Raw genomic sequence first — 26,862 nt, forward strand, 5'->3', positions numbered from 1 at the left:
CGTGGCGTCAACTGGCCGCCTTCATCCAATGCTGCATGGTCGTGACCGAACGCGCCAACTGCGGCGCCGGGCGGATCTCCTCGCCGAACGTCGCCGCCGCGCGCCAGCCCCAGCGTGGGTCGGCGAGGAAGGCGCGCGCCAGCGCCACCAAGTCGGCACGGCCATCGGCGACAATCGCTTCCGCCTGCTTCGGATTGTCGATCAGTCCCACCGCGCGCGTCGCGATGCCGGCGCCCTTGCGGATCGCTTCCGCCAGATGCACCTGGTAGCCGGGACCGCTGGGCAGCTTCTGCAGAGGCGAATTGCCGCCGCTGGAACAGCAGAGATAGGCGACGCCCTCCGCCTTCAGCGCCTTGGCCACTTCGATCGCCTCTTCGACGTCGAAGCCGCCATCGACCCATTCCTTCACCGAAAGGCGCGCGCCGAGCATCAGGTCCGGTGCGGCCTTCTTCACCGCCCTGGCGATCTCGATGGCGAAGCGCATGCGGTTTTCCAATGAGCCGCCCCAGCGGTCCGTGCGCTGGTTGGAGAGCGGCGACAGGAACTGGAAGATCAGATAGCCGTGAGCGGCGTGCAGCTCGATGAAGTCGAAGCCGGCGCGCGCGGCGCGTCTGGCCGCCGCGGCGAAACGTCCGATGACTTGCTGGATCTCTTCTTCGTCCAGCGCGTGCGGCACATTCCACCCCGTGTCGTAGGCGACGGCCGAAGCCGAAACGGTCTGCCAGGGATCCTCGCCCGGCTGCAGGGGGCCGCCGCCTTCCCAAGGCTTCCTGTTGGAGGCCTTGCGGCCGGCATGGGCGAGTTGGACGCCGAATTTGGTGCCGGGTGCTGCGACGCGCCTGGCAGCGTCGAGCGTGCGCTTGGCCGCCGCCTCGTTGTCGTCGGAGTAGAGGCCGAGGCAGCCATGCGAGATGCGGCCCCGCCGCTCGACGTCGGTCATCTCGACGGTCACCATGCCGGCGCCGGACATGGCCAGGTTCATCCAGTGATGGAGGTGCCAGTCGCTGGCGGAGCCGTCCTCGGCCGAATACTGGCACATCGGCGCCACCGCGATGCGGTTGGGGAAGGTGAGACCGCCGAGGGTGATCGGCTGGAAAAGCGATGATGTCATGAAACGGGCTCCTGGGAGAGATATCGCTATCTAGGCAGCCGCGGCGCTTTGCGCCAGACACGAGCCGGTGAAAGCCCCGCTGGACCAGTCGGTTTCTGGGATTGCGCAGGCGCGGGTTCGCGGCTAACCCTTGCCGCCGGCAGCATGGAGTCCCACCATGGAAGATCGCGTCCGCATCCGCTCGGAGGAAGTCCTGTCCGACGACTGGGCGGTGCTGAAGAAGACGGTGCTCGACTACCGCCGCCGCGACGGGCGCTGGGAAACGCAGACGCGCCAGACCTACGACCGGGGCGACGGCGCGGTCATCCTGCCCTTCGACCCGGAGCGCTCCACGGTGCTCCTGGTGCGGCAGTTCCGCTATCCGGCCTATGCCACCGGCCATCGCGAGCCGCTCATCGAGGCCTGCGCCGGATTGCTCGATGAAAACGATCCGGAAACCTGCATCCGCAAGGAAGCGGAGGAGGAACTCGGCTATCGGCTGAAGAACGTGCAGCGGCTGTTCGCGCCCTATATGAGCCCCGGCAGCGTGACGGAAAGGCTCTGGTTCTTCGTTGCGCGCTATTCGCCGGCCGACCGCATCTCCGATGGCGGCGGGGCGCCGGAGGAGGGCGAGGACATCGAGGTTCTGGAGATGCCGCTCGACGAGGCGCTGGCCGGCATAGCCGACGGCCGCATCGTCGACGCCAAGACCATCATCCTGATCCAGCATTTGAAGTTGAACCCGATCGCGCCCTGACGGACGTCACGGCGCCAAGGCTCATTGGCCCGCGACAGGACACTGGCCGGAAGGGCCGCCTGCCGCCGAATATCGATAGATGCGCAGCGGCCCGGCAACGGGGCACTCCGTCAGCCAGTCCGGAGGCTTTCCCGTCGCCAAGCGGCTGGCCAGCGGGAATTGGGCTTCGATCGACTTTAGCGTTGTCTCCTCCACGCGGCAGACCGCCACATGGGTGGCCTTCGTTTCATCGAGCAGTCGCGCCGGGTCCGGCGTAGCCGGATCGAAAAATCGCAGGATGCGCTCAATGCCCTTGGCCGCCGTGTGAAAGGGAACGGCCACGACATCGAGGGCGACCGGCGACCCCAACGCGGCGACCCCGATATTGGGAGGCGCAAACAGCCGTGCGCCTTGCGGCCAGACGAAATGAGGACCGGCATCGGCTTTCTCGCAAGCATCGGCGATGTCGATGCCGATTGGTTTTGTCAGCTGGGGAGGCCAGACCAGATGGCCCGCAAAAAGGGCAGCGATAATCGCCACTCCAGGAGCGGCAAGAAGCGAAACGCCGGGCAACCCGTTGTCCGACCTTATGCCGAAATAGCGCCTTAGCGGCAGCCAGACAGGAAGGCCCTGGTGGATAAGCAGGGCTGTCCCAGGACCGACGAAAAGCGGGAAGAAACGGAGATATCGCAGATAGAGCAGTCCTAACAGGAGGCCGACTGTCGAGAAGACCGCAAGAACCACCCAGGTTCGCTTTCTTGTCGTGCCGGAGATGGCCAGGATGCATGTCGCAGCAGTGCCCAGAATGGCGAGGAAGAAACGGGTGAAACGGTCGGAGCTTATAAAGTCCGCGCTGTAGAAGATGCTGCGTTCCTGGTCGATGCGCAAAAGCCAATTGCCGCGCACGTAGTCGCTCACGCCGACAAGCGGTCCACCTGCGCACTGGGGAAAGAAGAACACAAGCAGCGCGGCGCTCGCACAGGCGGCGACCAAAAGACAGGCGGCCCTTATCCGCCAGCTTCCGGCCGTTCCCGCGGTGGAGATGCCCGCAAGCGTAACACCGGTGACTGCAAGCGCGGTGAGGTGCAGAAGCGAATAGCGGTCGCAAGCGGCACTTGTATAAGTCCGAGGCCCTACGACCACAAAGAACATTGCAATCCCGGCAGCCGCCAGTGCGAGACCGTAAGCCCTGAGATCTTTCCCTGCGTCGCTCTCACCGGCGATGAACGCCAAGGCGTAGAAGCCGGCCGGCAGAACAAGGAACGGCGCCATTTCGGCGCTGATCGCAGTGGATAGAGCCATCAAGGCACCGTTCAGCACGGCGGCAACCCGTCCGCCACGGATCGTCAGCAGCGCCGTGCCGAGGAGGATAAGCATCTGCAGATTGTGGTAGTCGATACGCCAGGGTTGAAATTCGGAAAATGACGGCAGTCCGGCAAACGCAGCGACAGCCAGCACCGCGCCGGGGTGTTCGAACTCGAATTCCCTGATCAGCAGGAAAAGCAAGGTCACTGCGACCAGCAGCAGCAGCAACGGCACGGTGAATACCGCGACTGCGACCGCAGCCTCCATCCCGACAAAGGGCGCAATCGCAGCGGCCATCAGCGCATAGGGCGCGTCGACGATCCACGGCCAGTGCGAAACCATGGGTTCGGGCTGGGCGATGCCCGTCAGCGTCCTGTCGAACGGATTGCCCGTTTGCAGCAGATGCCTGATTTCATGCAGCTTCATCAGGTCGTCGACGTCGCCGTTGGGCATTTTGCCTTGCAACAGCAGCAGGCTCAGAACAGCGCTGAGCGCCAGCCAGACGATCGCGACCGAGGCAGGGGTGCGGCGGTAGATCGCCCCGATTGTCGACATCCCGAGCCCTTCCCATGCGCGTCAGCCATTGATGCACGGAAAAGCTTTCGATCGGGTAACCTTGCCTTCTCAGCAGTCGTTGCCGGTGCCTCAGCGGTGCTGCATCGAGCCGCCAACACTCCTCCTTCGCCAAGGCTTCGGATGAATCTTAGATCGAAATGGAATCGCTGTGAATCCCATCATCTGGTGCGAAGACTCCAGTTCTTAGCGACTGCTGAAAGAAAGACTCGCCGGGCGAGGCCCCGCCACCTCAAGCCCGGCGAGATTAGGTATCCTGGCCCCCCGACCAGGGCCGGTGGAGGAGGTACCGGCAATATCTTCAATGCAAGACAGGTGCCAGCATTCTGGTCCCGAAACGAGACAGCTCATCTAGGCTTGTCCACCAAAGGCGCCTTCCTGGTCGGCGGCTTATAGGCTGTCACCAGCCTGAGCGTGTCGATGTTCACCGTTACCGGCACACCGAGATTGACCGTCACCCACTCGCCATCGATATGTGTGACATCGCCGATCAACTCGACCGGCTGGCCCTTCTTCACCTTGGACGTGCGGTCGACGATCGAGTGCGGGAAGCCGTAGGACGGGATCGAGACGCTGATGCGGTCTTCAGTGACCCGCCGTCGCACGGTCGCGGTGATGGCGACCTCGTCGCCGATGCTAATAGAGCCCTTCGCCATGCAACGAGTCTGGCGCTGGCTTCCACCTCGTCAAGAGGATGCTAATATTCGGCAGAAGACGGGCCGATAACCCGCCGCTGGGTGTGCCCCCACACCCGCGCGGCGGGCTAAGGTGACCGGCGCCTTCTCGTGGGGGAGAATTGCCTGAGCCCGGTGCCGGCCTGGCGAACTGATTGGTCCGCCGCACATGCAAGATAGCTAATCTCTACCTCAAAAGGACATGGCGTGATCGCGTAACCTCTTGGCAACCTGTCGGCGATGAGGAATATAATCCTCCCGGTGCGGCGACCTCATTTCGGAGATCGTCACGACAATGAAATTCCCCTTCGTCGAAGGCACGCTTGGCAAGAAGCCGGAAGCCGGCACAGGCCTTTCGGTCGACTGCCTCACTTGCCGGCGCCATGCGATCCTTGACGTTGCAGAACTGGTGCGCCGGCTCGGGCCGGATCACGGAGCGATGCATTGGGATCTGATTAAGGTGCTCTATTGCCACGAATGCCGCGCCGCCGGCTGCGATGATCGGAATTTGCATTTCACCAACCATGCAATGACGCCGGATAAGCGTAAGGGCTGGATGCCTTGTCCTTGAAGCCGGAAGCGGCCCGGCAAGGCTAGCGCCGGGCACCGGCTAACGAAACACCAGCGTCGCTAATCCCCGCGCGGGGGTCTGGCTCTTGGTGGCAAGCTTTCACACGGATTTGCAGCCAATCTGGCGATTCGCCGATCTCTTAGCCACAGAGAGTTCTTGCTTTCCAGTATCTCATGGCGATCGTCATCAGCGGCCGCTCGGCCTCGCATCGAGGCGATCGCATAGTCGGCTCTGTTCGTTCGAAAGTCTTCTTTTTGGACAGACATCGCTTTCCTCCCGGTCCGCGGCGTTTCCCTCCTTTAGCCTGGGCGGAGACACTAGCTGCCGATGCATCGCAGGAGTCTACAAATTGAGGATTGTATTAAAATGCTACACTTCGCTACGCGCGCCTGCGATTCGAGGAGGGGCCGGTCTTGCGGGGTAGCGCCGACCGCGCTGGCGAGCATTACGGCCCGATCGCGGCGATGTAGAGCGGAACTATCGACCGGGCTCCTTCCGTGGAAACAGGCCGAATTGGCGTTCCACATATTTCAGGAATACTTCGGGTTTTCTCATCTTGTAGATCGCCCGGTTGTCTTTCGCAGCGTAGATGTGCGGATGGTGAGCGTTCTCATAGATGTCGTAGGAGTGGCCACCTTCAAATACGAACGTCTTGGAAAAGCCAAAGCCTTGATCGGTGATCGTGGTCAAGGGCGGGTTCGGCGTCAATTCACTTATCCCGTATAGGTCGTCGTCGCCAGCGCCTTCGAAATGAACGACGATGTTAAGCTCGTTGATGTAGGACACCTCGTCAGCCAACTCATATAGATATTTCGGGGTTTTGCCGCGTATGCATTTGAGGATGGTTCTGGTTTGCGTTCCTTGAAGTGCCTCTAGGACTGGGTAAAAGTCGCCGTCATTGGCGAACAGGAAAGCCCGATGGAGACCATTTACAGCCTGTCGATAGACATCGATCGCCAACAATATATCGACGCCTTTTTGCTCCTGCCCGCGCTTGGGCCTAGACCTCGCTACGCCGTTCTTTACGTGAACGCCAGGATAGCTATTGATCCTGTCAAATAGCTTTTGGCTCTTCTCCAGCAGGACCTGATGGGAAGCTTCGTCAGTACCTGGCTTTTGGTCAGGATAGGCGTTGTAAAAAAAGGTTCGCGCTGCGGCGTCAGCCTCCCATTGGAAGAACCTGCCGAAATCGAAAATGGCGCCTTCATCCATGCTGAAATAGCTTCTGGCGCTCTCGATAAGCGAAAGCAGCGACGAGCCGTCCACAAACGCATATGTGCTCATTCAAACCCCGCACCCAATAAGAAGTCGGAATGCTACTGGTGCGGGCATCGCAAAGGCAAGCGGTCTCCGAAGGGAGCGGCCTGACGTTCTCAGCGAACGGGAACGTCGCTTACTTCTTGGCGATGAACCGCTGCACCATCACGGTTGAAACGCGCCCCACCAAGATACTGATGCCGGTTACGATGGGCACATATACCCGACCATTCCAACCTTCGGCCTTGCAGAGCTTTACAAGTAAGAGAGCCAAGGGGAGCCCCACCAGAAGAACGCCAAGAGCCTGCGGACGTCGCTTTTTGAGGCGCTCGATATGTGCCTCTTGTTCTGGCTTGATCATCACGAAAGCCCCGCCGTCCCAGCCGAAACCAATCGCGCAACTGTGGCGCGCATAAGCCGGCTCCCGCAAGGGGAGTGCTTGACGATTTCAGCAGGAGGTGGCGCGCGCGGTAAACGGATGATCGCATCGAGGATGCTGCAATTTGCGGTATGCTCAATTCTATGCGGGATGCTGCTACAGTCCCTTATGGCCGTCCGAATAGTGGTTGTCCTGGCGCTTCTTTTCGCCTTCGCCTATGGATTCGCAAAACTCGTGGAACATTATGGCGGCGTTGGCGATCAACCCTCTCCGTGTGAAGAATTGTCAGACCTTGATTGCCCAGACCCGAACGCGCCACCTGCTATTCGGCATTTGCTCCCCACCTACATCTCGCTGTTGTCGATGATGCCGCCTTCGCCGTCGGGCAACTGATTCGAGAGCGCCGATCGCTTCCTGAGCCTCACCGGCGCCGCCACCATTCTCGGGGATGAATTCAACGCCGGCCGCTTCTAGCAATTTCAATGTGGTGCGGACGACGGGAATCGAACCCGTACGATCAGAGATCGAGGGATTTTAAGTCCCTTGCGTCTACCAATTCCGCCACGTCCGCTGGCGAAGCCCTTTTCAGATGCCAGCCCGTAGCCGTCAAGGCATGTTTCGAGACAAGCGTCCTTGCGGGAACCATGACAGGCACAACGGCACCACGGTGCGAATATATTAGCTATGTTTAAAATTCGAGATTGTCCTAGCCGATATCGTTAGCATTTCCTTGCCAACATCGAGCCCAAGTTGATGGCAGAATGCGTGCAGCCATGCGCGGGGCAGGGTGGATCAAAGGATTGCGGGCAACCGAGGCGCAGGAGCTGCGGCGCGAGATTGCCCAGCTTGAGCTCGACTTGATCGAGGCCGCCAACTCGGGGGGCAAGGGAAAGCTCCACGACATTGCGCACAGCTTGCGGTGGCAAAAGGCGCGCCTGGAGCGGCTGGAGGAGTGCCTGGCCGCCATGCCGGCCGGGAAGACCACTTCGGCTTGATCCTGGATAGTGGCGTGATCGCGCAATTACGCCTCCGGAGGCGTTCGCTACGGTTCCTCGCGGTGGACTTGATCCGCCGCGGCCGGCGTCTTTCAGGCCCTACCCATTCCCCCCCGCCCCCTGCGGGCGCCGGCCACCTTCGTTCCGTTGCTGCTGCTTTGCAATTCAGAACTTGTAGCTGAAGTTCACGCCCAGTGTGTGGAGCTTCACGTCCTGGTCGCGATCGGAGAAGTCGTTCGGGACGTCGAAATGCTCCTTGCCGAAATCGTAGTAGCGGTACTGCGCGCCGACGACGATGTTGTTGCTCAACGCATAGTCGACGCCGGCGCCGATCGTCCAGCCGGCGCCGGTGCGTGTCTCGGCGAAGCTGGGCCCGGCGTCTTGTGAAGTCTCGATGCCGGCGAAGGCGACGCCGCCGACGCCGTAGATCAGCCAGCGATCGGCCGCCAAGCCGGCCTCGGCATTGACCGATCCCAGCCATTTGATGTCGGTGCCGACGGAATTGCCGGGAGCCAGCAGGGCCGAACCGTCAACCGCGGAATAGTTGAGTTCGGCCCGCGCACCGATCACCGCCTGGTTGAACTGCCACAGGCCGGCGACATGGCCGCCGACAAAGCCGCCGTCGAGATCGGGTGAAGCGGCGAAAGGCTCGCCTTCCGTGCCGGCGATGTCGGAGCGGCCCCAGCCGTAACCGGCCTGGAGGCCGGCATAGTAGCCCGTCCAGTCGAAACCGGGCGCGGTCATGGGCAAATCGGCGCCTATGTCCGCGGCCAGGGCAGGCCCGGACAGCAGGGCGAAAAAGCCGGCACTGGCGAGCGTCAGGCGACGCATCGAGCGCTCCGAAATGGCGGTTTCGAAAGACTCCTTGGCACAACCTAGCGTTATTCGCAGCAAAACGGAATTGTATTTCTGCAACAGTGGTTTACGTCGGCGGGTTGTGCACGCGATCTTCCAGATCGCGCTGTTTCTCCTCGGACGAGGCCAGCCGGTTGAAAGCGTATTCGGTAAACAACGAGCCGGCGATGAGGATGGCGATCGGCGCGGCCCATGCCCAGAACGAATGAAAGGTGAAGAAGGCCAGGCCGGCGCGACATGCCGACAACACGAAAATTGCGAACCGAATCGTCTGTGCCATCTTTTATCCGGACGACAGCCTGGGCCGTCAGTCTAAGCGATTTCGCCTTGCCGGAGGAGATTATCCGCCAAAACTGCTGTTTGCCTTAAAAACAAACCAGTTTTGCCAACTGGTCAAAACCGCGCCCGCTTGGCACAGTCGGGCAAACAGGAGTCCGTCATGGCGGGAAGCGCGAATAAGATGAAACCCAGGCTCTGGACCGAGGTGGCGACGCATCTGGTGGATGTTGCGATGGGCCGCAAGCCAGCCGACCTCGTGATCCGCAACGGCCGCTGGGTGAATGTCCATTCGGGCGAGATCATTCCCGGCACCGATATTGCGATCGCTGCCGGCCGCTTTGCTTATTGCGGGCCGAATGCCGGCCATGCGATCGGGCAGGGGACCAAGGTGGTCGATGCCGGCGGACGCTATCTGGTGCCCGGTCTTTGCGACGCGCATATGCATGTCGAAAGCGGCATGGTGACGGTGACGGAATTCTGCCGCGCGGTGATCCCGCACGGCACAACCTCTATGTTCATCGATCCGCACGAGATCGCCAATGTGCTGGGCCTGCCGGGCGTCCGGCTGATGCATGACGAGGCCGTTGCAATGCCGATCAACGTGCATGTGCAGATGCCGTCCTGCGTGCCTTCGGCGCCCGGCCTGGAGCATGCCGGCGCAGAGCTGACAGTCGCCGACGTCGCCGAGGCGATGACCTGGGAAAACATCATCGGCCTCGGCGAGGTGATGAATTTTCCCGGTGTCGCCGCCAACAATCCGGTGATGTCGGGCGAGATCGCCGAGACCGTCAAGGCCGGCAAGACGGTCGGCGGCCACTATGCCTCGCCCGATCTCGGCCTGCCTTTCCACGGCTATGTCGCCGGCGGCGCCGAGGACGACCATGAAGGCACGCGCGCCGAAGACGCGATCGCCCGCGTGCGCCAGGGCATGAAGGCGATGCTGAGGCTGGGTTCTGCCTGGTATGACGTCGCGGCCCAGATCAAGGCAGTGACGGAAGGCGGCATCGATCCGCGCAACTTCATCCTGTGCACGGACGACAGCCATTCCGGCACGCTGGTGCATGAAGGCCATATGGACCGGGTGGTGCGGCATGCGATTCAGCAGGGGCTGAAGCCGGTGACGGCGATCCAGATGGCGACGCTGAACACCGCCCAGCATTTCAGGCTGGAGCGGGAAGTCGGCTCGATCGCGCCGGGCAGGCTGGCCGATCTCCTGATCGTCTCCGATCTCGCCCAGATGACCATCGATGAGGTCTATGGCCGTGGCGTCAGGCTGGCCAAGGCCGGCAAGCTCGAGATCGATATTCCGGCCTACGATTATCCAAGGACGGCGAAGAACACGGTCAAGCTCGGCAAGAAGCTCAGGGCCGCGGATTTTGACATCGCCGCGCCCCAGGGCGCCAACGAGGTTCGGGCGCGGGTGATCGGCGTGATCGAGAACCAGGCGCCGACGCGGGCGCTCGAAGCCGACCTGCCGGTCGAAGACGGGTTGGTCGCCATGGACCGCCGCAACGACGTCTGCCAGATCGCCCTGGTGGAACGACACAGGGGCACCGGCGGCGTGACCAACGCCTTCGTGTCCGGCTTCGGCTATGTCGAGGACTGCGCCATGGCTTCGAGCGTGGCGCACGACGCGCATCACATCATCGTCGTCGGCACCAACAAGGAGGATATGGCTTTGGCCGTCAACCGGCTCGGTGAAGTGGGCGGCGGCGTCGTGCTTTATTCCAAGGGCAAGGAGCTGGCGCTGGTCGAAATGCCGATCGCCGGGCTGATGTCGGACGAGCGCGCCGAGATCGTCGCCGCCAAGGCCGAGCAACTGACGGAAGCGATGCGCAAGGTCGGCTGCTCGCTGAACAACGCCTACATGCAGCACTCGCTGCTGGCGCTGGTGGTCATTCCGGAGCTCAGAATCTCAGACGTGGGTTTGGTGGACGTGACGACGTTCCAGAAGGTCGATCTCTTTATCTGAGACGGAGCGGGCGCTCACTCACTGTCCACCGGTGGCGATGGTCAGCACCTTGAACGGGGTGGTGATGACGACCTCGGCCACCGAGCCGACCGCCTTGCCGAGGCCCTGGCCGATGTTGTTGAGCTGCGCCGGATCCGGCTCGTCGGATGCCAGGCCGGCGGGCGTGCGCAGGCGGTTGCCGAGCAACTGCACCAGGATCGGATTGTCGGCGAACTTGGCGTGATTCAGACCGTCGCCGCCCTTGGCCTGGGTCAAATCGACCACCGTAACGCCGTAATTGGCGAGATCGGACGCGTTGCCGTAGTCGCCGACGCGCGGTTTGTCGCCGGAAATGAGGCTGGACAGCTTGAGCGCCCGGTCGTCGCCCGAGAGCAGGATGGCGAACGGCTTGTTGGGCTTGCCGTAGCGGATCATCTGCTTCTTGAAGACGTCGACGTCGATGTCGGGCGAGGCGAGGATGACATAGCCGAGCTTGCCGTTGAGATCGCGGTCGCCGGTGATGGCAAGCTGGCGCAACGCTTCCATCGTCAGCCATGTGCCCATCGAATGGGCGATGATGTCGATGCTTTTGGCTCGCGTCTTGGCAAGCATTCTCAGCGTCGCCTCGAGGTCGTCGCGCGCGGCGGTGGAGCTGTCCTTGTCATAGATATAGCCGGTCGTCTTGCCGCTCGACGCCCAGGAGAAGAGCACCGGCGTGCCCGGATATTTCGTGTCATGCGCGATCTGCGTCAGGCGATAGACACCGTCGTCGAAGCCGTTGTTGAAGCCGTGCACGAACACCAGGGCGCGGTCGCCGCGCACCGAAATGTCGGCACCGACCGCCTTGGCGAATTGCTGCGCGTCGCCATAGTGGACGACATCGGTCGCGGTGAACTGCTTGGCCGGGTTGCTGTCGGCCGAACCCTTGGCGCGCTCGATCGCGCCGACCTGATGCGCCTTGGGAACGGTCACATCGACGCGAGCGTAGCTGGTGCTCAGCGAGCGATCGCCGTCGAAAACCTGGCGCGGATCCTTGGCTGCCTGCTGGCGGGTCGTGGCGACGAAGATTTCATGCGTGGCCGCAATGTCGGAGGCCGGGACCGCAACCGTCTTCCTGTTGAGCAGATCGTGCGTATTTCCGCCGGCGCAGCCGGTCAGGGCGAGCGCCAGGGCAAGGCCGAGGACGATCTTCGAACGCACGATCACCCGGGATCCCCCAAGGGCGGCAAACCTCTCTGATTACTCCGATAAAGCCAGAGCACGGCCGGGTCCAGTTCAAAGTCTATGCAGCACGGCAATCGCGACGCGATCCGGCGAGCCACGGTTACTGGATCCCGAGCTGGCTGATGCGGTCGGTGACATCGCGGTCGCTGGCAAAACCATCGTCCTCGCGCAGCCGCTGGCCGATCATCTTCACCAGCACGGGGTTGTCGGCGAATTTGGTGTGGTTGAAGCTGTCGTTGCCCTTTTCCTTGGAAAGGTCGACCACCGTGACGCCATAGGAGGCGAGATCGGCGGCGTCCCTGTAGTCGCCGACGCGCGGCCGCGAGCCCGCAATCAGGCCGGAGAGCCGCAGCGCGCGGTCGTCGTCCGACAGCAGCAGGATGAAAGGCTTGTCGGGCTTGCCGTAGCGGCGCATCTGGCTCTTGAAGACGTCGACGTCGATATCGGGCGAGGCCAGCACGACGTCGCCGAGCTTGCCGCTGAGATCCCGGTCGCCGGTGATTGCGAGCTGGCGCAGCGTCTCCATCGTCACCCAGGTGCCCATCGAATGGGCGACGATGTCGATGCGCCGCGCGCCCGTCTGCGCGAGCATTCTCAGCGTCACTTCCAACTGGTCGCGGGCGGCGGCGGCACTTTCCCTGTCATAGACATAGTCGGTGGTCTTGGCGCCCGAAGCCCAGGAGAACAGCACCGGCGTTCCGGGATAGCCGGAATCGTGGACGATCTGCGTCAGACGGTAGACAGCGTCGTCAAAGCCGGTGTTGTAACCATGGACGAAAACCATGACCCGGCCGCCACGGGCATCGATGTCGGCGTTGAGCGCGCTCGTGAATTTCGGCTGCGTGTCGTAACCGACGACCTCGGATGCCATGAAATATTTAGTCGGGTCGTTGGAGTTGCCGCGCGAGCGGCGCTCGATCTGGCCGGTCTGGTGGACCGGCGGCACCGTGACGCTGACGCGGGCATAGTTGAGCGTCGCCGAGCGCTCACCGTCGAAGACCTTATTCGGGTCGTCGGAGCGCTTGCGCGTGGTGGCGATGAAGATCGAGTGGTTGCCGGCGATCTCGGTCGCCTGCGTCGGCACGACGACGCTGCCCAGAATTTCCTCTGTCTGCCGCCCCGCGCAGCCTGCCATCAACAGAGCCAGGGCAATGATCAAAAGCGTCTTCACATGCACGTCGAACAAATCCACTCCGGCCGCAATTGGCCATCAACCTCCGCGAAATCTCCCGGACAGGCGAAGTGCGGCGGAAGTAAGTCGTGTCCAGCGGAAATTTGCTCGGCGGCCGACGAGGGCCGCGGCACTGTTGCGCGAAAGCCAAAACGGCGGCAGGAAGACTTGTTGGTCAGGGGAGCCGCGTGCTGGCGTGTGCTGCCAAAGCGAAAAGAGGTTCCGAAGTGAACAGTTTTTCCTCTCGCGTCGCCTCCGCCGCCGAGGCGATCCGCGGGATCTTTCCGGAAACACCTCTGCAGGAGAACGACTACCTGTCGAAAAAGACAGGCGCCCGCATCCTTTTGAAGCGCGAGGACCTGACCCCGGTCCGCTCCTACAAGATCAGAGGCGCCTTCAATTTCTTCCGCAAGGCGCTTGCCGCCGGCAACAACGCGGAACTGTTCGTCTGCGCCTCAGCCGGCAACCATGCACAGGGTTTTGCCTTCGTCTGCCGGCATTTCGGCAAAAAGGGCGTCGTGTTCATGCCGGTGACGACGCCGCAGCAGAAGATCGACAAGACGCGGCTGTTCGGCGGCGATTTCGTCGAGATCAAGCTGGTCGGCGATTTCTTCGACGATTGTTATCGCGCCGCCTTCGAATTCACCGAGACCGCCGGCGCGCATATGGTGCCGCCCTTCGACCACAAGGACATCATCGAGGGCCAGGCGACGGTCGCCTATGAGATCGCCGCCCAGATGCCCGGCGGGCGCATGCCCGAAATCGTCATGCTGCCGGTCGGCGGCGGCGGACTGGCCGCCGGTGTCACCCACTATTTCGCCGACCGGCATCGCGACACGCGCTTCGTGTTCTGCGAGCCGGCGGGCGCGCCGAGCCTCAGCGAGAGCCTTGCCAGCGGCAAGCGGGTCAAGCTCGCCAAGGTCGACAATTTCGTCGACGGCGCCGCGGTGGCGGAGATCGGCCGCGAGCCGCTGCGCCACCTCAAGGACTTCACTGCCGACGCCGTGCGCCTCGTCCCGGAGAACCGGCTCTGCGCGACGATGATCGAGATGCTCAATGTCGAGGGCGTGGTACTGGAGCCGGCCGGCGCATTGGCGATCGACGCGCTCAAGGATTTTTCGCGCAAGGAGATCAGGGGCAAGACGATCGTCGCGGTGGTCTCCGGCGGCAATTTCGACTTCGAGCGGCTGCCGGACGTCAAGGAGCGGGCGCTGCGCTTCGAGGGACTGAAGAAGTATTTCGTCATCCGCTTTCCGCAGCGGCCCGGCGCACTGCGCGATTTCCTCGAGTTGCTGGGTCCCGACGACGACATCGCCCGCTTCGAGTATCTGAAGAAGTCGGCGCGCAATTTCGGCTCGGTGCTGATCGGCATCGAGACCAAGGACCGGCGTAATTTCGATCTGCTGAAGGCCAATTTCGACGCCGAGGGCGTGCAGTATCAGGACATCACCGACAACGAGACGCTGGCGGGGTTCATCATATGAGCGGGCCAAAAATAAACGATAAAGGGGCGATTTTCGTGGCGCTGTTTTCCGGCATCAACGTCGGCGGCAACCGCATCGTCAAGATGGCGGAACTGAAGTCGTTCTTCGAAGATCTCGGCTTCACCGGCGTCGCGACCTACGTGCAAAGCGGCAACGTCGTGTTCCGCGCGAAAAACGGCGATGCGGCAGCGCTGACCAAAGAACTCGAAGCCGCCTTCGAGAAGAAATGGGGGTTCAATTCCCGCATCATGGTCCGTGATGCCGGATGGTTCGAGCGACTGGTGAAGGACAATCCCTATCCGGAAGTTGCCGGCGAGCCGACCAAGCTGCACGCCTACGTACTGGAACGCGAGCCGACCGCGGAAGAGGCCAAACGGCTGGCGGACAAATGCACCGGCCCGGAGCGCTTCGAGATCAAGAGCGACGTGCTTTACCTGCACGCGCCGGATGGGGTCGGCAAATCCGTCTTCGCCAATCTCATCCCGCGCACATTGAAGGTGCCCGGCACGGCGCGCAACTGGCGCAGCGTGCTTGCCTTGCTCGACATGGCCGGCAAGGCCGGCGGCTGAAGCCGAATATGCTCAGGCGGCCTTTTGCCAGTCGAAGGTCAGTTCCTCGCGAAGGCGAAGCGCTTGATGTGGTCGGCGACGACGGTTTCCAGCCGCTCGAGCGCGGCAACGTCATCAGCGGCGACCGCAATATGAAGGGCCTTGTCGTCGGCATCCATCACGGTGCGGCCGAGCGAGAGCTGGATGGCGCCATGGTGCGGGTCGAATTCGACCGGGAACTTGTGCGACCAGTGCTTGCAGAGCTGCTGCAGGTAACGGCTGGCGTGCTCGGTGGCGACATCGGCGCGGCTGGTCGGCATGGAATTCTCCTGGTGGATCAAGAAAAACGCCGGCCTGGAAGGCCGGCGCCACAAGCGGATAGATAGGCACCGCCCGGCGAAACGCCATAGGCAGGCCTGCCGGCATGCTCCTGGGCGTGTGCTGACGCCTACCAGCTTCCCGTGTTCGTCATCGAGGCCCACGGCTCGGCCTTGGCCTTTGCCGGGCCTTTCTGCAGCAGCTCGATCGAAATGCCATCCGGCGAGCGGATGAAGGCCATGTTGCCGTCGCGCGGCGGCCGGTTGATGGTCACGCCATTGTCCATCAGCTTCTGGCAGGTGGCGTAGATGTCGTCGACCTCATAGGCGAGGTGGCCGAAATTGCGGCCGCCTTTGTATTCTTCGGGATCCCAATTGTAGGTCAGCTCGACCAGCGGCGCCTTCTCGGCGATGCCGCTCTGCTCGTCCTCGGACGCGGCGAGGAAGATCAGCGTATAGCGTCCCTGCTCGTTCTCGTAGCGGCGCACTTCCTTGAGGCCGAGCTTGTTGCAGTAGAAATCGAGGGATTGATCGATGTCGGCGATGCGGACCATTGTGTGGAGATAGCGCATATCGGTTTCCTCGCGGGTTGCGTTGCGGCGCACCATAGGAGCCGCTCCGCCAAAGGGCAATCGTCCGACAAAACGGGTGGGAGGGCCGTTTTTCAGGCCGGCCATTTGCCTGTCCCGAAGCGCCGGCAAACGAGAATTGCGGCTTTCCCGTGCGCAACGGTGAAAAAAGGCACGTCAGGTCTTGCACACCCCGGAAGCCGCAGTGTTAATCTCATGGCAAGAATCAGTGTCGGTTGCAGTAGGAAAAGGGGGCATTCTTATGGGGGAAAAAGCCTCTTTCACGAGGCGGGACGGAAGCCTTGACGACGCCTTGAAGCGGGACAGCGGCGGCGACGCCGCCGAGTTTGTCGAAATCGCCGGCGCTATCAAATGGTTCGACGTGGCCAAGGGCTACGGCTTCATTCTTCCGGACGACGGCGTCTCGGGTGATGTTCTCCTCCATGTGACATGTCTTCGAAGGGACGGTTTCCAGACCGCGTTGGAAGGCGCGCGCGTCGTCTGCCTCGTCAAGCAGGGCGAGCGCGGCCTGCAGGCTTTCCGCGTTCTTTCCATGGATGCCTCCACGGCGGTTCATCCGGCGGAGCAGGAGCAGCGCACGCATGTCACCGTGACGGCCGAAAGCGGGCTCGAGCGGGCGCTCGTGAAGTGGTTCAACCGCACCAAGGGCTTCGGCTTCCTGACCCGGGGCGACGGCACAGAGGATATCTTTGTCCACATGGAGACGCTGCGCCGCTACGGCATCACCGAACTGAGGCCGGGGCAGGTCGTGCTGGTTCGCTTCGGGCGCGGCGACAAAGGCCTTATGGCCGCCGAAATCCATCCCGATATGGGCACCTTGCCGGTCTCGCATTAGAGCAATTCCAGGAAAAGTGCGTAGCGGTTTTCCGCCCGGAATTGCGTCAAAACAAAGAGATAAAGCGGTTCGCCGTTTCTGTGAAATGGTGAAACGCTCGAGGGCTTCCCCGACACGATCAGGATGGGCCCGTCTCGTGACAAGGCCTTGCACGTGCAAGGCCTTGTCTTGTCCGAAAACCGGTTCCACTCGCCTGGATCATGGTTTAAAGCGCGTCGCGGCGAAACGGATTCAGGCGCCGCGCTTTGTGTTTGTTTTGATGCATGTCGTTTGCCCAAAACCGCTGCGCATTTTTGGGCGACTTTGCATTAGGACGAGGTCTGGACGAGGTATCACATGTCTTACCGCAACTGGCTGACTGCAGGCGCGCTTTGCGGCGCCATCGTTTTGGCTGCCTATTTCGGCGCCTTGAAATCGAGCTCGGCGGACGGCCAGGCCATGATGCTGCCGGTCGATCCGACGCCGCTGGTCGCGGTGACCGGCTCCGGCGAGCATTCCTTCTCCGTCGAGATCGCCGATACGTCCGACGAGCGCGAGGCCGGGCTGATGTTCCGCAAGGATATGGCCGCCGACCACGGCATGCTGTTCGTATTCGAGAAATCCGGCGAAGTGAATTTCTGGATGAAGAACACGCCGATGCCGCTCGACCTGGTCTTTGTCGGCGAGGACGGCAAGATCAAGGCCATCAAGCGCGGCGAACCGGAATCGGAGGCGATCATCTCTCCGGGACATCCGGTGAGATTCGTGCTCGAGCTCAAGGCGGGAACGGCCGCCAAGGACGGTCTCGAGGACGGCGATCTCTTGCGCCACCCGGTGATCGCCAAGGCGTCGGGCGCCGGTTCCGACTGACTGCGGCTGCGTCAATGCAATATTTTTCCCATGACGGCTTCGAACTCGCCTATCTCGACCGCCAGCCGGCGTCCGGGGAGGGCGATCCGGTGCTGATGATCCATGGCTTTGCCTCGAGCCATTACGTCAACTGGGTCTCGCCCGGCTGGTTCAAGACGCTGAACGACGGCGGCTACCGCGCCATCGCCTTCGACAATCGCGGCCACGGCTCCTCGTCGAAGAGTTATGACGAGGCCGACTACACGCCGGCCAGGATGGCGTCGGACGCTGCCGCGCTGCTCGATCACCTCGGAATCGAACGCGCCCATGTCATGGGCTACTCGATGGGCGCGCGGGTATCCGCATTCATGGCGTTGTCCAATCCGGACAAGGTGGCGACGCTGGTGTTGGGCGGTCTCGGCATCGGTCTGGTCGACGGCGTCGGCGATTGGGATCCGATCGCCGATGCGCTTCTGGCCGAGGACCCCGCCACGATCAGCCATGCGCGCGGCCGCTCGTTTCGCGCTTTCGCCGACCAGACCCGCAGCGACCGCCGGGCGCTTGCCGTCTGCATCGTCGGCTCGCGCGCATCCATGAGCGAGGACGATGTCGCGCGCATTTCACAGCCGACCCTGATCGCCGTCGGTACGAAGGACGACATCGCCGGCTCGCCCGACGAACTCGCCGCCCTGATGCCGAATGCAAAAGCCTTTCACATCGAAGGCCGCGACCATATGCTTGCCGTCGGCGACAAGAGCTTCAAGCAGCGGGTGCTCGAGTTCTACGCTGAAAATCCGCTCTGAACGCGCGACTTCGCGCTCGAACGACCATGGTCGATCTTCTCGTCACCTATATGGAGATGACCGAGCCGTCGTCCGGCGAGCCGCTTACGGTTCCGCTGTCCGGCGCGGCCGTGAGGCATGAGATGCCTGATCTTCCAAACTATCTCGACCTCTACCGCGCCGTCGGCGGACCGGTGCAATGGGACCAGCGGCTGCGCATGCCCAAGGTGGAGCTCGAAACGCTGCTCGCCAGCGCCTCGACGCATATCCATGTGCTGCGCGTCGACGGCGAAGCCGCAGGCTTCTGCGAGTTCAACGATGTCGGCCAGCAAGCCATCGAACTCGTTCATTTCGGGCTGGTTCCCGCATTCCAAGGGCGGCGGCTGGGGCCGTTCCTGCTCGACCGGGCGCTACGCGCGGTGTGGTCGCACCGGCCGGAAAGGCTTTGGCTTCATACCGATACCCATGATCATCCGGCCGCCCAGTCCGTTTACCGACGCGCGGGATTCAAGGCCTATGCGCAGCGCATGGAGACCTTTCCGGACTAGGACTTGTCAACCCTCCAGCGCTACCAGCGAGCGCGCAAGGTTCTGCCGGGCCCTTTCTCCGAAGCGCCGCCGGAATTCAGCGGTATGGAAAATATGTGGGCGGGCTAGGAAGCTCTTCAGCACCGCTGCCCGGCCAGCGCGCCACATCGGTTCCTCGACCCAGCCATATTCGCGCCGGACGGCTTTCTCATAAGCATCGAAGGCGCCCGGCTCGGCGCCAAGGATTGCCAGGTCCATGTCGAGGAAAAGGGCTGCGTCGCTTGTCGCCTTCTCGTCGTCGAGCCGCGGCAACTGATGCGTGGCGGTGGCGTCGATCATCGCCACAATACGGCTGAGACGCTCCGAGCTGATGCGGCCGGAGAGCTTTTGCTCCGCCAAGACCGCGCTCTTGGTCTCGTTGTCCTTGGCGCGGCTGTCATAGATCGCGTCGTGGAACCAGATCGCCGCTTCGACGGCGTCCGGGTCATGGAGCAGGCGTCGGCATTCTTCCGCTAGCGCCAGCATGGCCTCGACATGAGCGAGGTCATGGTAGTGCCTGTCCCCGGCCTGATAGAGCGCGGTAAGCTCGTTTTTCAGTGCTCCGTCGATCAAGGGTTCGTTTTCCATCGCGGCTTGAATTCCCGTGAACCAAGTCCATTTGACAAAGCACTAAGGAAAATTGAGTTCAACCGTGCTACGATCTACCTTATATAAGCCGCCGGAGAATGAGCAGGCCGGAGATCGTCGATGAACAGCGTTACGATAGCCCGTCCCAGCATGGTGCAGCCGGTCGATCCGATCTGGCGCTCGATCCGCGACGAGGCGATGGAAGCGGTGAACCGCGATCCGCTGCTGGCCGCCTTCCTCTATTCCACCATCCTCAACCAGGAAAGCCTGGAGGAAGCGGTCATCCATCGGCTGGCCGAGCGTCTGGCGCATCAGGATATCGGCTCCGATCTCATCCGTCAGACCTTCAAGGCGATGCTTGCCGACGATCCGGAGTGGAGCACGACGCTGCGCGTCGACATCCAGGCCTATTATGACCGCGACCCGGCCTGCGACCGCTTCATCATGCCGGTGCTCTATTTCAAGGGTTTCCATGCCATCCAGACGCACCGGCTGGCGCACTGGCTGTGGAACCAGGGCCGCAGGGACTTCGCGCTCTACCTGCAGAGCCGCTCGTCCTCGGTGTTCCAGACCGACATCAATCCGGCCGCCCGCATCGGCAAGGGCATCTTCCTCGACCACGCCACCGGCCTGGTCGTCGGCCAGACGGCCGTCATCGAGGACGATGTCTCGATCCTGCACGGGGTGACGCTTGGCGGCACCGGCAAGGCCAGCGGCGACCGTCATCCGAAGATCCGCCGCGGCGTGCTGATCGGCGCCGGCGCCAAGATCCTCGGTAATATCGAGATCGGCCACTGCTCGAAGATCGCGGCCGGCTCGGTGGTGCTGTCGCCGGTGCCGCACAACAAGACGGTCGCCGGCGTGCCGGCGCGCGTCGTCGGTGAGACCGGCTGCGACCAGCCCTCGCGGCAGATGGACCAGCTCCTGCCTTCTCAGACGATGGACCACGTCGTCAGCTTCGACATCTGAATTCGGCCATCATTTGCGGCGGCCGGATTCCGGCTGCCGTGTCAAATACCGGTCGTCCCTATTTATCCTGCCGGCTTGCCTTTACATCGCCATTGTCGGCATGTCAGAAGCGCGTCCCAACGAACAAGGCCGACATTTCGGAGAAGACTTTGAAACCCGACGAGATCAGAAAGCTGGACGCCTATTTCAAACGCGTCTTCCAGAATCCCAAGCTGCAGGTGAAGGCGCGTCCGCGCAAGGAAGACTCGGCCGAAGTCTATGTCGGCGACGAATTCCTCGGCATCGTCTTCAAGGACGAGGACGACGGCGACTACAATTTCTCGATGGCGATCCTCGATATCGATCTGGCCTGAGCCGACATTTTTTTCGACCGGGCAGGAAGAGGCCCGGTCGGACTAGCCCCAGGGCAAACGGTCGAACCTAGTCCAGGCAATGCCGCGGAATATGCACCCGCCGCCATCTGGTCGAGCCTTCCCGCACCACCACGCGGCGCCCAACTGTCCTGTACGAAGGTGGAATTTCGGTGACGCGCCGCCGTTCCGGCCGCACCAGCACTTCCCGCGCCACGTTTTCATATTCCGCCGGAAGGACCACGCGACGGACGCGCTCCGGCTCGACGATTACGGTTTCGGCGACGCGCGCATAGCGCGCCTTGCGCCAGATCTTGCACAGCACCTTGCGGCCATGGATGACGCGCCATTCCCAGGCATAGCCGCCATCGTCGACCTTGACCGTGTGGTAGACGGTGCGCATGACGGCGGGCACGACCTCATAGGTGACGCGAGGCGGGGCGATCTGCTCCAGGCCTTCGCTTGTGCCGTAGATCGGCGGGTCATAGTCGACGAGTTGGCCGCCGGGGCTGACCATCACGTCTTCGTAGACGGTGTCATAAAGCGCCGGCCGATGCACCGGCTCGTAGCATTCGAGCGCGCGGCCGCCGGCAGCCGTTTGCGACACCGTTGCGAGCGTTGCCAGGCTGGCAGAGGTGAGCGATGCGAAGCTCTTGCGAAAGGAACTCTGGCGAAACATGACATTCCCCCGTTGAAAAAGGACGCCGGTTCAACGCAGGAATGTATCGGAAGGCCCGCCGCCGGACAGGGATTTCAAGGCTTGTCGTTAAGCCGCGCGGTTAAGAAATTGCTACCGAGGCGGCCGGTTAGCGCCTGAGCACTTCCGAACAAGGCGCAACCACAGGCATTTCCTGACCGGCGGCGCTTGATTCGACTTAACCAGATGGCTAGGAGGGGCGGCCTTGCGCTAGGGTGAGCCGACATCCTATTTAGGATTTAACGATCAAGAACCGATTCCGCCCGATTGGCCATATTTCACGGCGCCGGAATCCATCTAACAAGGGTAGTCCATGAAGAACCCCGTCGAAACCTACATGAACCTCGTTCCGATGGTGGTCGAGCAGACCAATCGCGGCGAGCGCGCCTATGACATTTTCTCCCGCCTGTTGAAGGAACGCATCATCTTCATCACCGGCCCGGTCGAGGACGGCATGGCGACGCTGGTTTGTGCACAGCTTTTGTTCCTCGAGGCGGAGAACCCCAAGAAGGAGATCAACCTCTACATCAACTCGCCGGGCGGCGTCGTCACCTCGGGCATGGCGATCTACGACACCATGCAGTTCATCAAGCCGGCGGTGTCGACGCTCTGCATCGGTCAGGCCGCCTCGATGGGCTCGCTGCTGCTTTGCGCCGGCCACAAGGATATGCGCTTCGCCACGCCGAACGCCCGCATCATGGTCCATCAGCCGTCCGGCGGCTTCCAGGGTCAGGCGTCGGACATCGAACGTCATGCGCAGGATATCATCAAGCTCAAGCGTCGCTTGAACGAGGTTTATGTCAAGCACACCGGCAAGAGCTATGACGAGATCGAACGGACGCTCGACCGCGACCATTTCATGAGCGCTGACGAGGCCAAGGACTTTGGTCTGATCGACAAGGTCATCACGACGCGCGAGCTGGGCGAAACCGCCGCCGCGTAGGCCCTGGTTGGCAGCTCGATGGTGCGATAACGTGCTTTTGGCGCGGCTTGCGGCATTTCGGCCACAATTGCCTGTTCCCTCGACGGTCGGGATTGCCTACGTTAAGGCTATGTTGATTTTCGACGGCTTAGCTTTGCATGGGGTTGCTGCGAATCATTGTCGCGTTTTCTGATTTGCGTATCGTACGGAATGCGCTGTGTGAGCCGGGACACTGGCGGCCGCGAATTCCCGCGATAGATTGGTGAGACGCCCATGCGGCCAGACCATCGGCGGGCAGGCGGTGAAAGGACAGAAAAATGAGCAAGGTAAGCAACAACGGCGGTGATTCAAAGAACACGCTCTATTGCTCGTTTTGCGGCAAAAGCCAGCACGAAGTGCGCAAGCTGATCGCCGGTCCGACCGTCTTCATCTGCGACGAGTGCGTCGAGCTCTGCATGGATATCATCCGTGAGGAGAACAAGACCTCGATGGTGAAGTCGCGGGAGGGCGTGCCCACCCCGCAGGAGATCCTCAAGGTCCTCGACGACTACGTCATCGGCCAGCCCTACGCCAAGCGGGTGCTGTCGGTCGCCGTCCACAACCATTACAAGCGCCTCGCGCATGCCGGCAAGAACAACGACGTCGAGCTGGCGAAGTCCAATATCCTTCTGATCGGCCCGACCGGCTGCGGCAAGACGCTGCTGGCGCAGACGCTCGCCCGCATCATCGACGTGCCCTTCACCATGGCCGACGCCACGACGCTGACCGAAGCCGGTTATGTCGGCGAGGACGTCGAGAACATCATCCTGAAGCTTCTGCAATCGGCCGACTACAATGTCGAGCGCGCGCAGCGCGGCATTGTCTATATCGACGAGATCGACAAGATCTCGCGCAAGTCGGACAATCCGTCGATAACCCGCGACGTGTCGGGCGAGGGCGTGCAGCAGGCGCTCTTGAAGATCATGGAAGGCACGGTCGCTTCCGTGCCGCCGCAGGGCGGCCGCAAGCACCCGCAGCAGGAATTCCTGCAGGTCGATACCGCCAATATCCTGTTCATCTGCGGCGGCGCCTTTGCGGGGCTCGACAAGATCATCTCGGACCGCGGCCGCAAGACCTCGATCGGCTTCGGCGCCACCGTGGCGTCGCCCGAGGATCGGCGCACCGGCGACCTGTTCCGCCAGGTCGAGCCGGAGGATCTGTTGAAGTTCGGCCTGATCCCGGAATTCGTCGGCCGTCTGCCGGTGCTGGCGACGCTCGAGGACCTCGATGAGCCGGCGCTGATCCAGATCCTGACCGAGCCGAAGAACGCGCTGGTCAAGCAGTATCAGCGGCTGTTTGAGATGGAGAATGTCGACCTGACCTTCCACGAGAACGCATTGTCGGCGATCGCCAAGCGCGCCATCGAGCGCAAGACCGGCGCGCGCGGCCTGCGCTCCATCATGGAAGCGATCCTGCTCGACACCATGTTCGAGCTGCCGGCGCTGGAAGGCGTGCGCGAAGTGGTGATCTCGGAAGAGGTGGTTTCCGGCAACGCCCGGCCGCTGTACATCTATTCCGAGCAGAAGGAAAAGAAGGGCAACGTCAGCGCCTGAGATGGCACCCGATCCGGCAATTTTTCATGGAACGGCGCCCGTGCGGCGCCGTTTTGCTGTGACGGGGGTACTGGCAAGCGATGGAGTGGATGAACGGACCGTGTTAACCCTTGATCTTTGCTCCGCCCGCATCCACCTAACAGCGGAAGGCCGAAGCGCCGAATTCCGTGCTGTAAAATTCCCGTCACAAACTGTGGTAGGCGGAACGACGCTCGGTCGTTAATATAAGATTCGCGGTTGGCTCAATTAGCGTCCGCGACATGAAAGGTTGGACAATGGCCAAAATATCCAGGGCTTCCGGCGACGGCGTCTTCGCGGTTCTCCCGCTGCGCGACATCGTCGTGTTTCCGCACATGATCGTTCCGCTCTTTGTCGGGCGCGAAAAGTCGATCAAGGCGCTGGAAGAAGTGATGGGTCAGGAAAAGCAGATCCTGCTTGCCACCCAGATGAACGCAGCCGACGATGATCCTGAGCCCGGTGCCATTTTCGACATCGGCACGCTCGCCAACGTGCTGCAGCTCCTGAAGCTTCCCGACGGCACCGTGAAGGTGCTGGTCGAGGGCGCCTCGCGCGCCAAGATCGTCTCGTTCACCGACCGTGCCGACTTCCACGAGGCCCGCGCAACGGCGCTGGCCGAGCCGGAGGAGGAAGAGGTCGAGATCGAGGCGCTCGCCCGCTCGGTCGTCACCGACTTCGAGAACTATGTCAAGCTGAACAAGAAGATCTCGCCCGAAGTGGTGGGCGCGGCCAGCCAGATCGACGACTATTCCAAGCTCGCCGACACGGTCGCCTCGCATCTCGCCATCAAGATCCCCGAGAAGCAGGAGATGCTCGCCACGCTTTCCGTGAAGGAGCGTCTCGAGAAGGCGATGGGATTCATGGAGGCCGAAATCTCCGTGCTCCAGGTGGAGAAGCGCATCCGTTCGCGCGTCAAGCGCCAGATGGAGAAGACGCAGCGCGAGTACTACCTCAACGAGCAGATGAAGGCGATCCAGAAGGAGCTCGGCGAGGGCGAGGACGGCCGCGACGAGGCCGCCGAGATCGAGGCGCGCATCAAGAAGACCAAGCTCTCCAAGGAGGCCCGCGAGAAAGCGGAAGCCGAATTGAAGAAGCTGCGGTCGATGTCGCCGATGTCGGCTGAATCCACCGTCGTGCGCAATTATCTCGACTGGCTGCTGTCGATCCCGTGGGGCAAGAACTCCAAGGTCAAGCAGGATCTCGCCTTCGCGCAGGACGTGCTCGATGCCGACCATTTCGGCCTCGACAAGGTCAAGGAGCGCATCGTCGAGTATCTCGCCGTGCAGAGCCGGCAGAAGAAGCTGAAGGGGCCGATCCTGTGCCTCGTCGGCCCGCCCGGCGTCGGCAAAACCTCGCTCGGCAAGTCGATCGCCAAGGCGACCGGCCGCGAGTTCATCCGCATGGCGCTCGGCGGCGTGCGCGACGAGGCCGAGATTCGCGGCCACAGGCGGACCTATATCGGCTCGATGCCCGGCAAGGTCATCCAGTCGATGAAGAAGGCCAAGAAGTCCAACCCGCTCTTCCTGCTCGACGAGATCGACAAGATGGGCCAGGACTTCCGCGGCGATCCGTCGTCGGCCCTGCTCGAGGTGCTCGATCCGGAGCAGAACTCGACGTTCATGGACCATTACCTCGAGGTCGAGTACGACCTGTCGAGCGTGATGTTCGTGACGACGGCGAACACGCTGAACATCCCTGCGCCCTTGATGGACCGCATGGAGATCATCCGTATCGCCGGCTACACCGAGGACGAGAAGATCGAGATCGCCAAGCGCCACCTGATGCCCAAGGTGATCCGCGATCACGCGCTGCAGCCGAACGAATTCTCGGTCGGCGAGGACGCGATCCGCGGCATCATCCAGACCTACACCCGTGAAGCGGGCGTCAGAAGCCTGGAGCGCGAGCTGATGAAGCTTGGGCGCAAGGCGGTGACCGAGATCCTGAAGACGAAGAAGAAGACGGTGAAGATCAACGCGGAAAACCTCGCCGATTATCTCGGCGTTCCGCGCTTCCGCTTCGGTCAGGTCGAGGCCGACGATCAGGTCGGCGTCGTCACCGGTCTTGCGTGGACGGAAGTCGGCGGCGAGCTGCTGACGGTCGAAGGCGTCATGATGCCCGGCAAGGGCCGCATGACGGTGACCGGCAATTTGCGCGACGTGATGAAGGAATCGATCTCGGCGGCGGCTTCTTACGTCCGCTCGCGCGCCATCGATTTCGGCATCGAGCCGCCGCTGTTCGACAAGCGCGACATCCACGTCCACGTGCCGGAGGGCGCGACGCCCAAGGATGGCCCGTCGGCGGGTGTGGCGATGGTGACGGCGATCGTCTCCGTGCTCACCGGCATTCCGGTCCGCGCCGATGTGGCGATGACCGGCGAGGTGACGCTGCGCGGCAGGGTGCTGCCGATCGGCGGCCTGAAGGAGAAGCTGCTTGCCGCGTTGCGCGGCGGCATCAAGAAGGTGCTGATCCCGGAAGACAACGCCAAGGATCTGGCGGAGATTCCGGACAATGTGAAGAACAACATGGAGATCATTCCGGTCTCGCGGGTCGGCGAGGTGCTGAAGCACGCGCTGGTCAGGATGCCGGAGCCGATCGAATGGGTCGAGCCGGTGAATCCGCCGGCCGGCGTGGATGCCGGCGACGATGCCGGCAAGTCGCTTGCTCATTAGAATCTTCTAACATTGCGACGCACAATGAGAGAGCCGGGCTTCAAGCC

At 62.3% G+C, this 26,862-nt stretch carries 28 protein-coding genes, 1 tRNA gene and 1 pseudogene; 16 read left to right on the forward strand and 14 right to left on the reverse strand.

The annotated features are described in order from the left end of the window. Positions 1-7 precede the first annotated feature (7 nt). Entirely contained in the window at positions 8-1,111 is a 1,104-nt protein-coding gene (locus EJ070_RS23765; protein WP_126093526.1) for an NADH:flavin oxidoreductase/NADH oxidase, read from the reverse strand. Between the two features lie 157 nt (positions 1,112-1,268). On the opposite strand from EJ070_RS23765, the gene EJ070_RS23770 reads away from it, so the two are divergent. Then, positions 1,269-1,847, forward strand: a complete 579-nt coding sequence (locus tag EJ070_RS23770; protein ID WP_126093527.1) for an NUDIX domain-containing protein — start codon at positions 1,269-1,271, stop codon at positions 1,845-1,847. Between the two features lie 21 nt (positions 1,848-1,868). On the opposite strand, the gene EJ070_RS23775 is transcribed toward EJ070_RS23770, so the two are convergent. Both EJ070_RS23775 and EJ070_RS23780 read right to left on the reverse strand, forming a co-directional pair. Continuing rightward, positions 1,869-3,686 carry a hypothetical protein gene (locus tag EJ070_RS23775; protein ID WP_126093528.1) on the reverse strand — a complete coding sequence of 606 codons (1,818 nt, stop codon included), beginning with the start codon at positions 3,684-3,686 and terminating at the stop codon, positions 1,869-1,871. A gap of 365 nt (positions 3,687-4,051) precedes the next feature. After that, complete coding sequence (locus EJ070_RS23780; protein ID WP_126093529.1) at positions 4,052-4,360, reverse strand: hypothetical protein; 309 nt, start codon at positions 4,358-4,360, stop codon at positions 4,052-4,054. A 313-nt stretch (positions 4,361-4,673) separates the two neighbouring features. Here EJ070_RS23780 and EJ070_RS23785 point away from each other — a divergent pair, with 313 nt between their 5' ends. Further along, complete coding sequence (locus EJ070_RS23785) at positions 4,674-4,949, forward strand: hypothetical protein (RefSeq protein ID WP_126093530.1); 276 nt, start codon at positions 4,674-4,676, stop codon at positions 4,947-4,949. 477 nt (positions 4,950-5,426) lie between these two features. Here EJ070_RS23785 and EJ070_RS23795 read toward each other — a convergent pair whose 3' ends face one another. Continuing rightward, positions 5,427-6,233 (reverse strand): NYN domain-containing protein, encoded by an 807-nt coding sequence (locus EJ070_RS23795; RefSeq protein WP_126093532.1) that lies wholly within the window; start codon positions 6,231-6,233, stop codon positions 5,427-5,429. A gap of 109 nt (positions 6,234-6,342) precedes the next feature. Beyond that, positions 6,343-6,567 carry a hypothetical protein gene (locus EJ070_RS23800; RefSeq protein WP_126093533.1) on the reverse strand — a complete coding sequence of 75 codons (225 nt, stop codon included), beginning with the start codon at positions 6,565-6,567 and terminating at the stop codon, positions 6,343-6,345. A 78-nt stretch (positions 6,568-6,645) separates the two neighbouring features. Between EJ070_RS23800 and EJ070_RS23805 the strand changes: the two genes are divergently transcribed. Further along, entirely contained in the window at positions 6,646-6,978 is a 333-nt protein-coding gene (locus EJ070_RS23805; protein ID WP_126093534.1) for a hypothetical protein, read from the forward strand. 92 nt (positions 6,979-7,070) lie between these two features. Here EJ070_RS23805 and EJ070_RS23810 read toward each other — a convergent pair. After that, a tRNA-Leu gene (locus EJ070_RS23810) sits at positions 7,071-7,156 on the reverse strand. Between the two features lie 190 nt (positions 7,157-7,346). Between EJ070_RS23810 and EJ070_RS23815 the strand changes: the two genes are divergently transcribed. After that, positions 7,347-7,580, forward strand: coding sequence for a hypothetical protein (locus EJ070_RS23815; RefSeq protein WP_245464657.1), 234 nt, complete (start codon positions 7,347-7,349; stop codon positions 7,578-7,580). 165 nt (positions 7,581-7,745) lie between these two features. Here EJ070_RS23815 and EJ070_RS23820 read toward each other — a convergent pair whose 3' ends face one another. Both EJ070_RS23820 and EJ070_RS23825 read right to left on the reverse strand, forming a co-directional pair. Next, a complete protein-coding gene (locus tag EJ070_RS23820; protein ID WP_126093535.1) occupies positions 7,746-8,411 on the reverse strand; it encodes an outer membrane protein in 666 nt (221 codons plus the stop codon). Between the two features lie 91 nt (positions 8,412-8,502). Next, a complete protein-coding gene (locus EJ070_RS23825; RefSeq protein ID WP_126093536.1) occupies positions 8,503-8,715 on the reverse strand; it encodes a hypothetical protein in 213 nt (70 codons plus the stop codon). 159 nt (positions 8,716-8,874) lie between these two features. Between EJ070_RS23825 and ade the strand changes: the two genes are divergently transcribed. Then, positions 8,875-10,686: an adenine deaminase gene (gene ade / locus EJ070_RS23830; protein ID WP_126093537.1), complete on the forward strand. Its 1,812-nt coding sequence runs from the start codon at positions 8,875-8,877 to the stop codon at positions 10,684-10,686. An 18-nt stretch (positions 10,687-10,704) separates the two neighbouring features. On the opposite strand, the gene EJ070_RS23835 is transcribed toward ade, so the two are convergent. Together EJ070_RS23835 and EJ070_RS23840 are read right to left on the reverse strand one after the other, a co-directional pair. Further along, positions 10,705-11,871 carry an alpha/beta hydrolase gene (locus tag EJ070_RS23835; RefSeq protein ID WP_126093538.1) on the reverse strand — a complete coding sequence of 389 codons (1,167 nt, stop codon included), beginning with the start codon at positions 11,869-11,871 and terminating at the stop codon, positions 10,705-10,707. 118 nt (positions 11,872-11,989) lie between these two features. After that, positions 11,990-13,024, reverse strand: coding sequence for an alpha/beta hydrolase (locus EJ070_RS23840; RefSeq protein WP_245464959.1), 1,035 nt, complete (start codon positions 13,022-13,024; stop codon positions 11,990-11,992). A gap of 263 nt (positions 13,025-13,287) precedes the next feature. Between EJ070_RS23840 and ilvA the strand changes: the two genes are divergently transcribed. Together ilvA and EJ070_RS23850 are read left to right on the forward strand one after the other, a co-directional pair. Then, on the forward strand, positions 13,288-14,544 hold the full coding sequence (gene ilvA, locus EJ070_RS23845; protein WP_126093539.1) for a threonine ammonia-lyase IlvA: 1,257 nt from the start codon (positions 13,288-13,290) through the stop codon (positions 14,542-14,544). Continuing rightward, a complete protein-coding gene (locus EJ070_RS23850; RefSeq protein WP_189350020.1) occupies positions 14,541-15,113 on the forward strand; it encodes a DUF1697 domain-containing protein in 573 nt (190 codons plus the stop codon). The genes ilvA and EJ070_RS23850 overlap by 4 nt, the downstream gene beginning before the upstream one ends. 12 nt (positions 15,114-15,125) lie before the next feature. Here EJ070_RS23850 and EJ070_RS23855 read toward each other — a convergent pair. Together EJ070_RS23855 and gloA are read right to left on the reverse strand one after the other, a co-directional pair. Beyond that, positions 15,126-15,412 (reverse strand): annotated as a pseudogene (locus EJ070_RS23855) (DUF2218 domain-containing protein). A 128-nt stretch (positions 15,413-15,540) separates the two neighbouring features. Beyond that, on the reverse strand, positions 15,541-15,981 hold the full coding sequence (gene gloA / locus EJ070_RS23860) for a lactoylglutathione lyase (protein ID WP_245464960.1): 441 nt from the start codon (positions 15,979-15,981) through the stop codon (positions 15,541-15,543). Between the two features lie 259 nt (positions 15,982-16,240). On the opposite strand from gloA, the gene EJ070_RS23865 reads away from it, so the two are divergent. From EJ070_RS23865 to EJ070_RS23885, 4 genes are all read left to right on the forward strand, one after another. After that, positions 16,241-16,834, forward strand: coding sequence for a cold-shock protein (locus EJ070_RS23865; RefSeq protein ID WP_126093541.1), 594 nt, complete (start codon positions 16,241-16,243; stop codon positions 16,832-16,834). Between the two features lie 336 nt (positions 16,835-17,170). Then, complete coding sequence (locus EJ070_RS23875) at positions 17,171-17,683, forward strand: DUF192 domain-containing protein (RefSeq protein WP_126093543.1); 513 nt, start codon at positions 17,171-17,173, stop codon at positions 17,681-17,683. Between the two features lie 14 nt (positions 17,684-17,697). Beyond that, a complete protein-coding gene (locus EJ070_RS23880) occupies positions 17,698-18,465 on the forward strand; it encodes an alpha/beta hydrolase (protein WP_126093544.1) in 768 nt (255 codons plus the stop codon). Between the two features lie 26 nt (positions 18,466-18,491). Beyond that, the gene (locus EJ070_RS23885) at positions 18,492-18,992 is read left to right on the forward strand and encodes a GNAT family N-acetyltransferase (protein WP_126093545.1); all 501 of its coding nucleotides are present in this window, start codon (positions 18,492-18,494) and stop codon (positions 18,990-18,992) included. Positions 18,993-18,998: 6 nt separating this feature from the next. On the opposite strand, the gene EJ070_RS23890 is transcribed toward EJ070_RS23885, so the two are convergent. Next, complete coding sequence (locus tag EJ070_RS23890; protein ID WP_126093546.1) at positions 18,999-19,598, reverse strand: hypothetical protein; 600 nt, start codon at positions 19,596-19,598, stop codon at positions 18,999-19,001. 120 nt (positions 19,599-19,718) lie between these two features. On the opposite strand from EJ070_RS23890, the gene cysE reads away from it, so the two are divergent. Together cysE and EJ070_RS23900 are read left to right on the forward strand one after the other, a co-directional pair. Continuing rightward, positions 19,719-20,567 carry a serine O-acetyltransferase gene (gene cysE, locus EJ070_RS23895; RefSeq protein ID WP_126093547.1) on the forward strand — a complete coding sequence of 283 codons (849 nt, stop codon included), beginning with the start codon at positions 19,719-19,721 and terminating at the stop codon, positions 20,565-20,567. 149 nt (positions 20,568-20,716) lie between these two features. After that, complete coding sequence (locus EJ070_RS23900) at positions 20,717-20,920, forward strand: DUF3126 family protein (protein WP_027166457.1); 204 nt, start codon at positions 20,717-20,719, stop codon at positions 20,918-20,920. Positions 20,921-20,987: 67 nt separating this feature from the next. Here EJ070_RS23900 and EJ070_RS23905 read toward each other — a convergent pair whose 3' ends face one another. Continuing rightward, positions 20,988-21,596: a hypothetical protein gene (locus EJ070_RS23905; RefSeq protein ID WP_245464658.1), complete on the reverse strand. Its 609-nt coding sequence runs from the start codon at positions 21,594-21,596 to the stop codon at positions 20,988-20,990. A gap of 331 nt (positions 21,597-21,927) precedes the next feature. On the opposite strand from EJ070_RS23905, the gene clpP reads away from it, so the two are divergent. From clpP to lon, 3 genes are all read left to right on the forward strand, one after another. Continuing rightward, a complete protein-coding gene (gene clpP, locus EJ070_RS23910; RefSeq protein ID WP_126093548.1) occupies positions 21,928-22,557 on the forward strand; it encodes an ATP-dependent Clp endopeptidase proteolytic subunit ClpP in 630 nt (209 codons plus the stop codon). A gap of 296 nt (positions 22,558-22,853) precedes the next feature. Further along, a complete protein-coding gene (clpX, locus tag EJ070_RS23915; protein ID WP_059185169.1) occupies positions 22,854-24,128 on the forward strand; it encodes an ATP-dependent Clp protease ATP-binding subunit ClpX in 1,275 nt (424 codons plus the stop codon). A gap of 275 nt (positions 24,129-24,403) precedes the next feature. Then, positions 24,404-26,815 (forward strand): endopeptidase La, encoded by a 2,412-nt coding sequence (gene lon / locus EJ070_RS23920; protein ID WP_126093549.1) that lies wholly within the window; start codon positions 24,404-24,406, stop codon positions 26,813-26,815. The last annotated feature ends 47 nt before the right edge of the window (positions 26,816-26,862 follow it).

The organism is Mesorhizobium sp. M1E.F.Ca.ET.045.02.1.1, assembly GCF_003952485.1.
GTDB lineage: Bacteria > Pseudomonadota > Alphaproteobacteria > Rhizobiales > Rhizobiaceae > Mesorhizobium.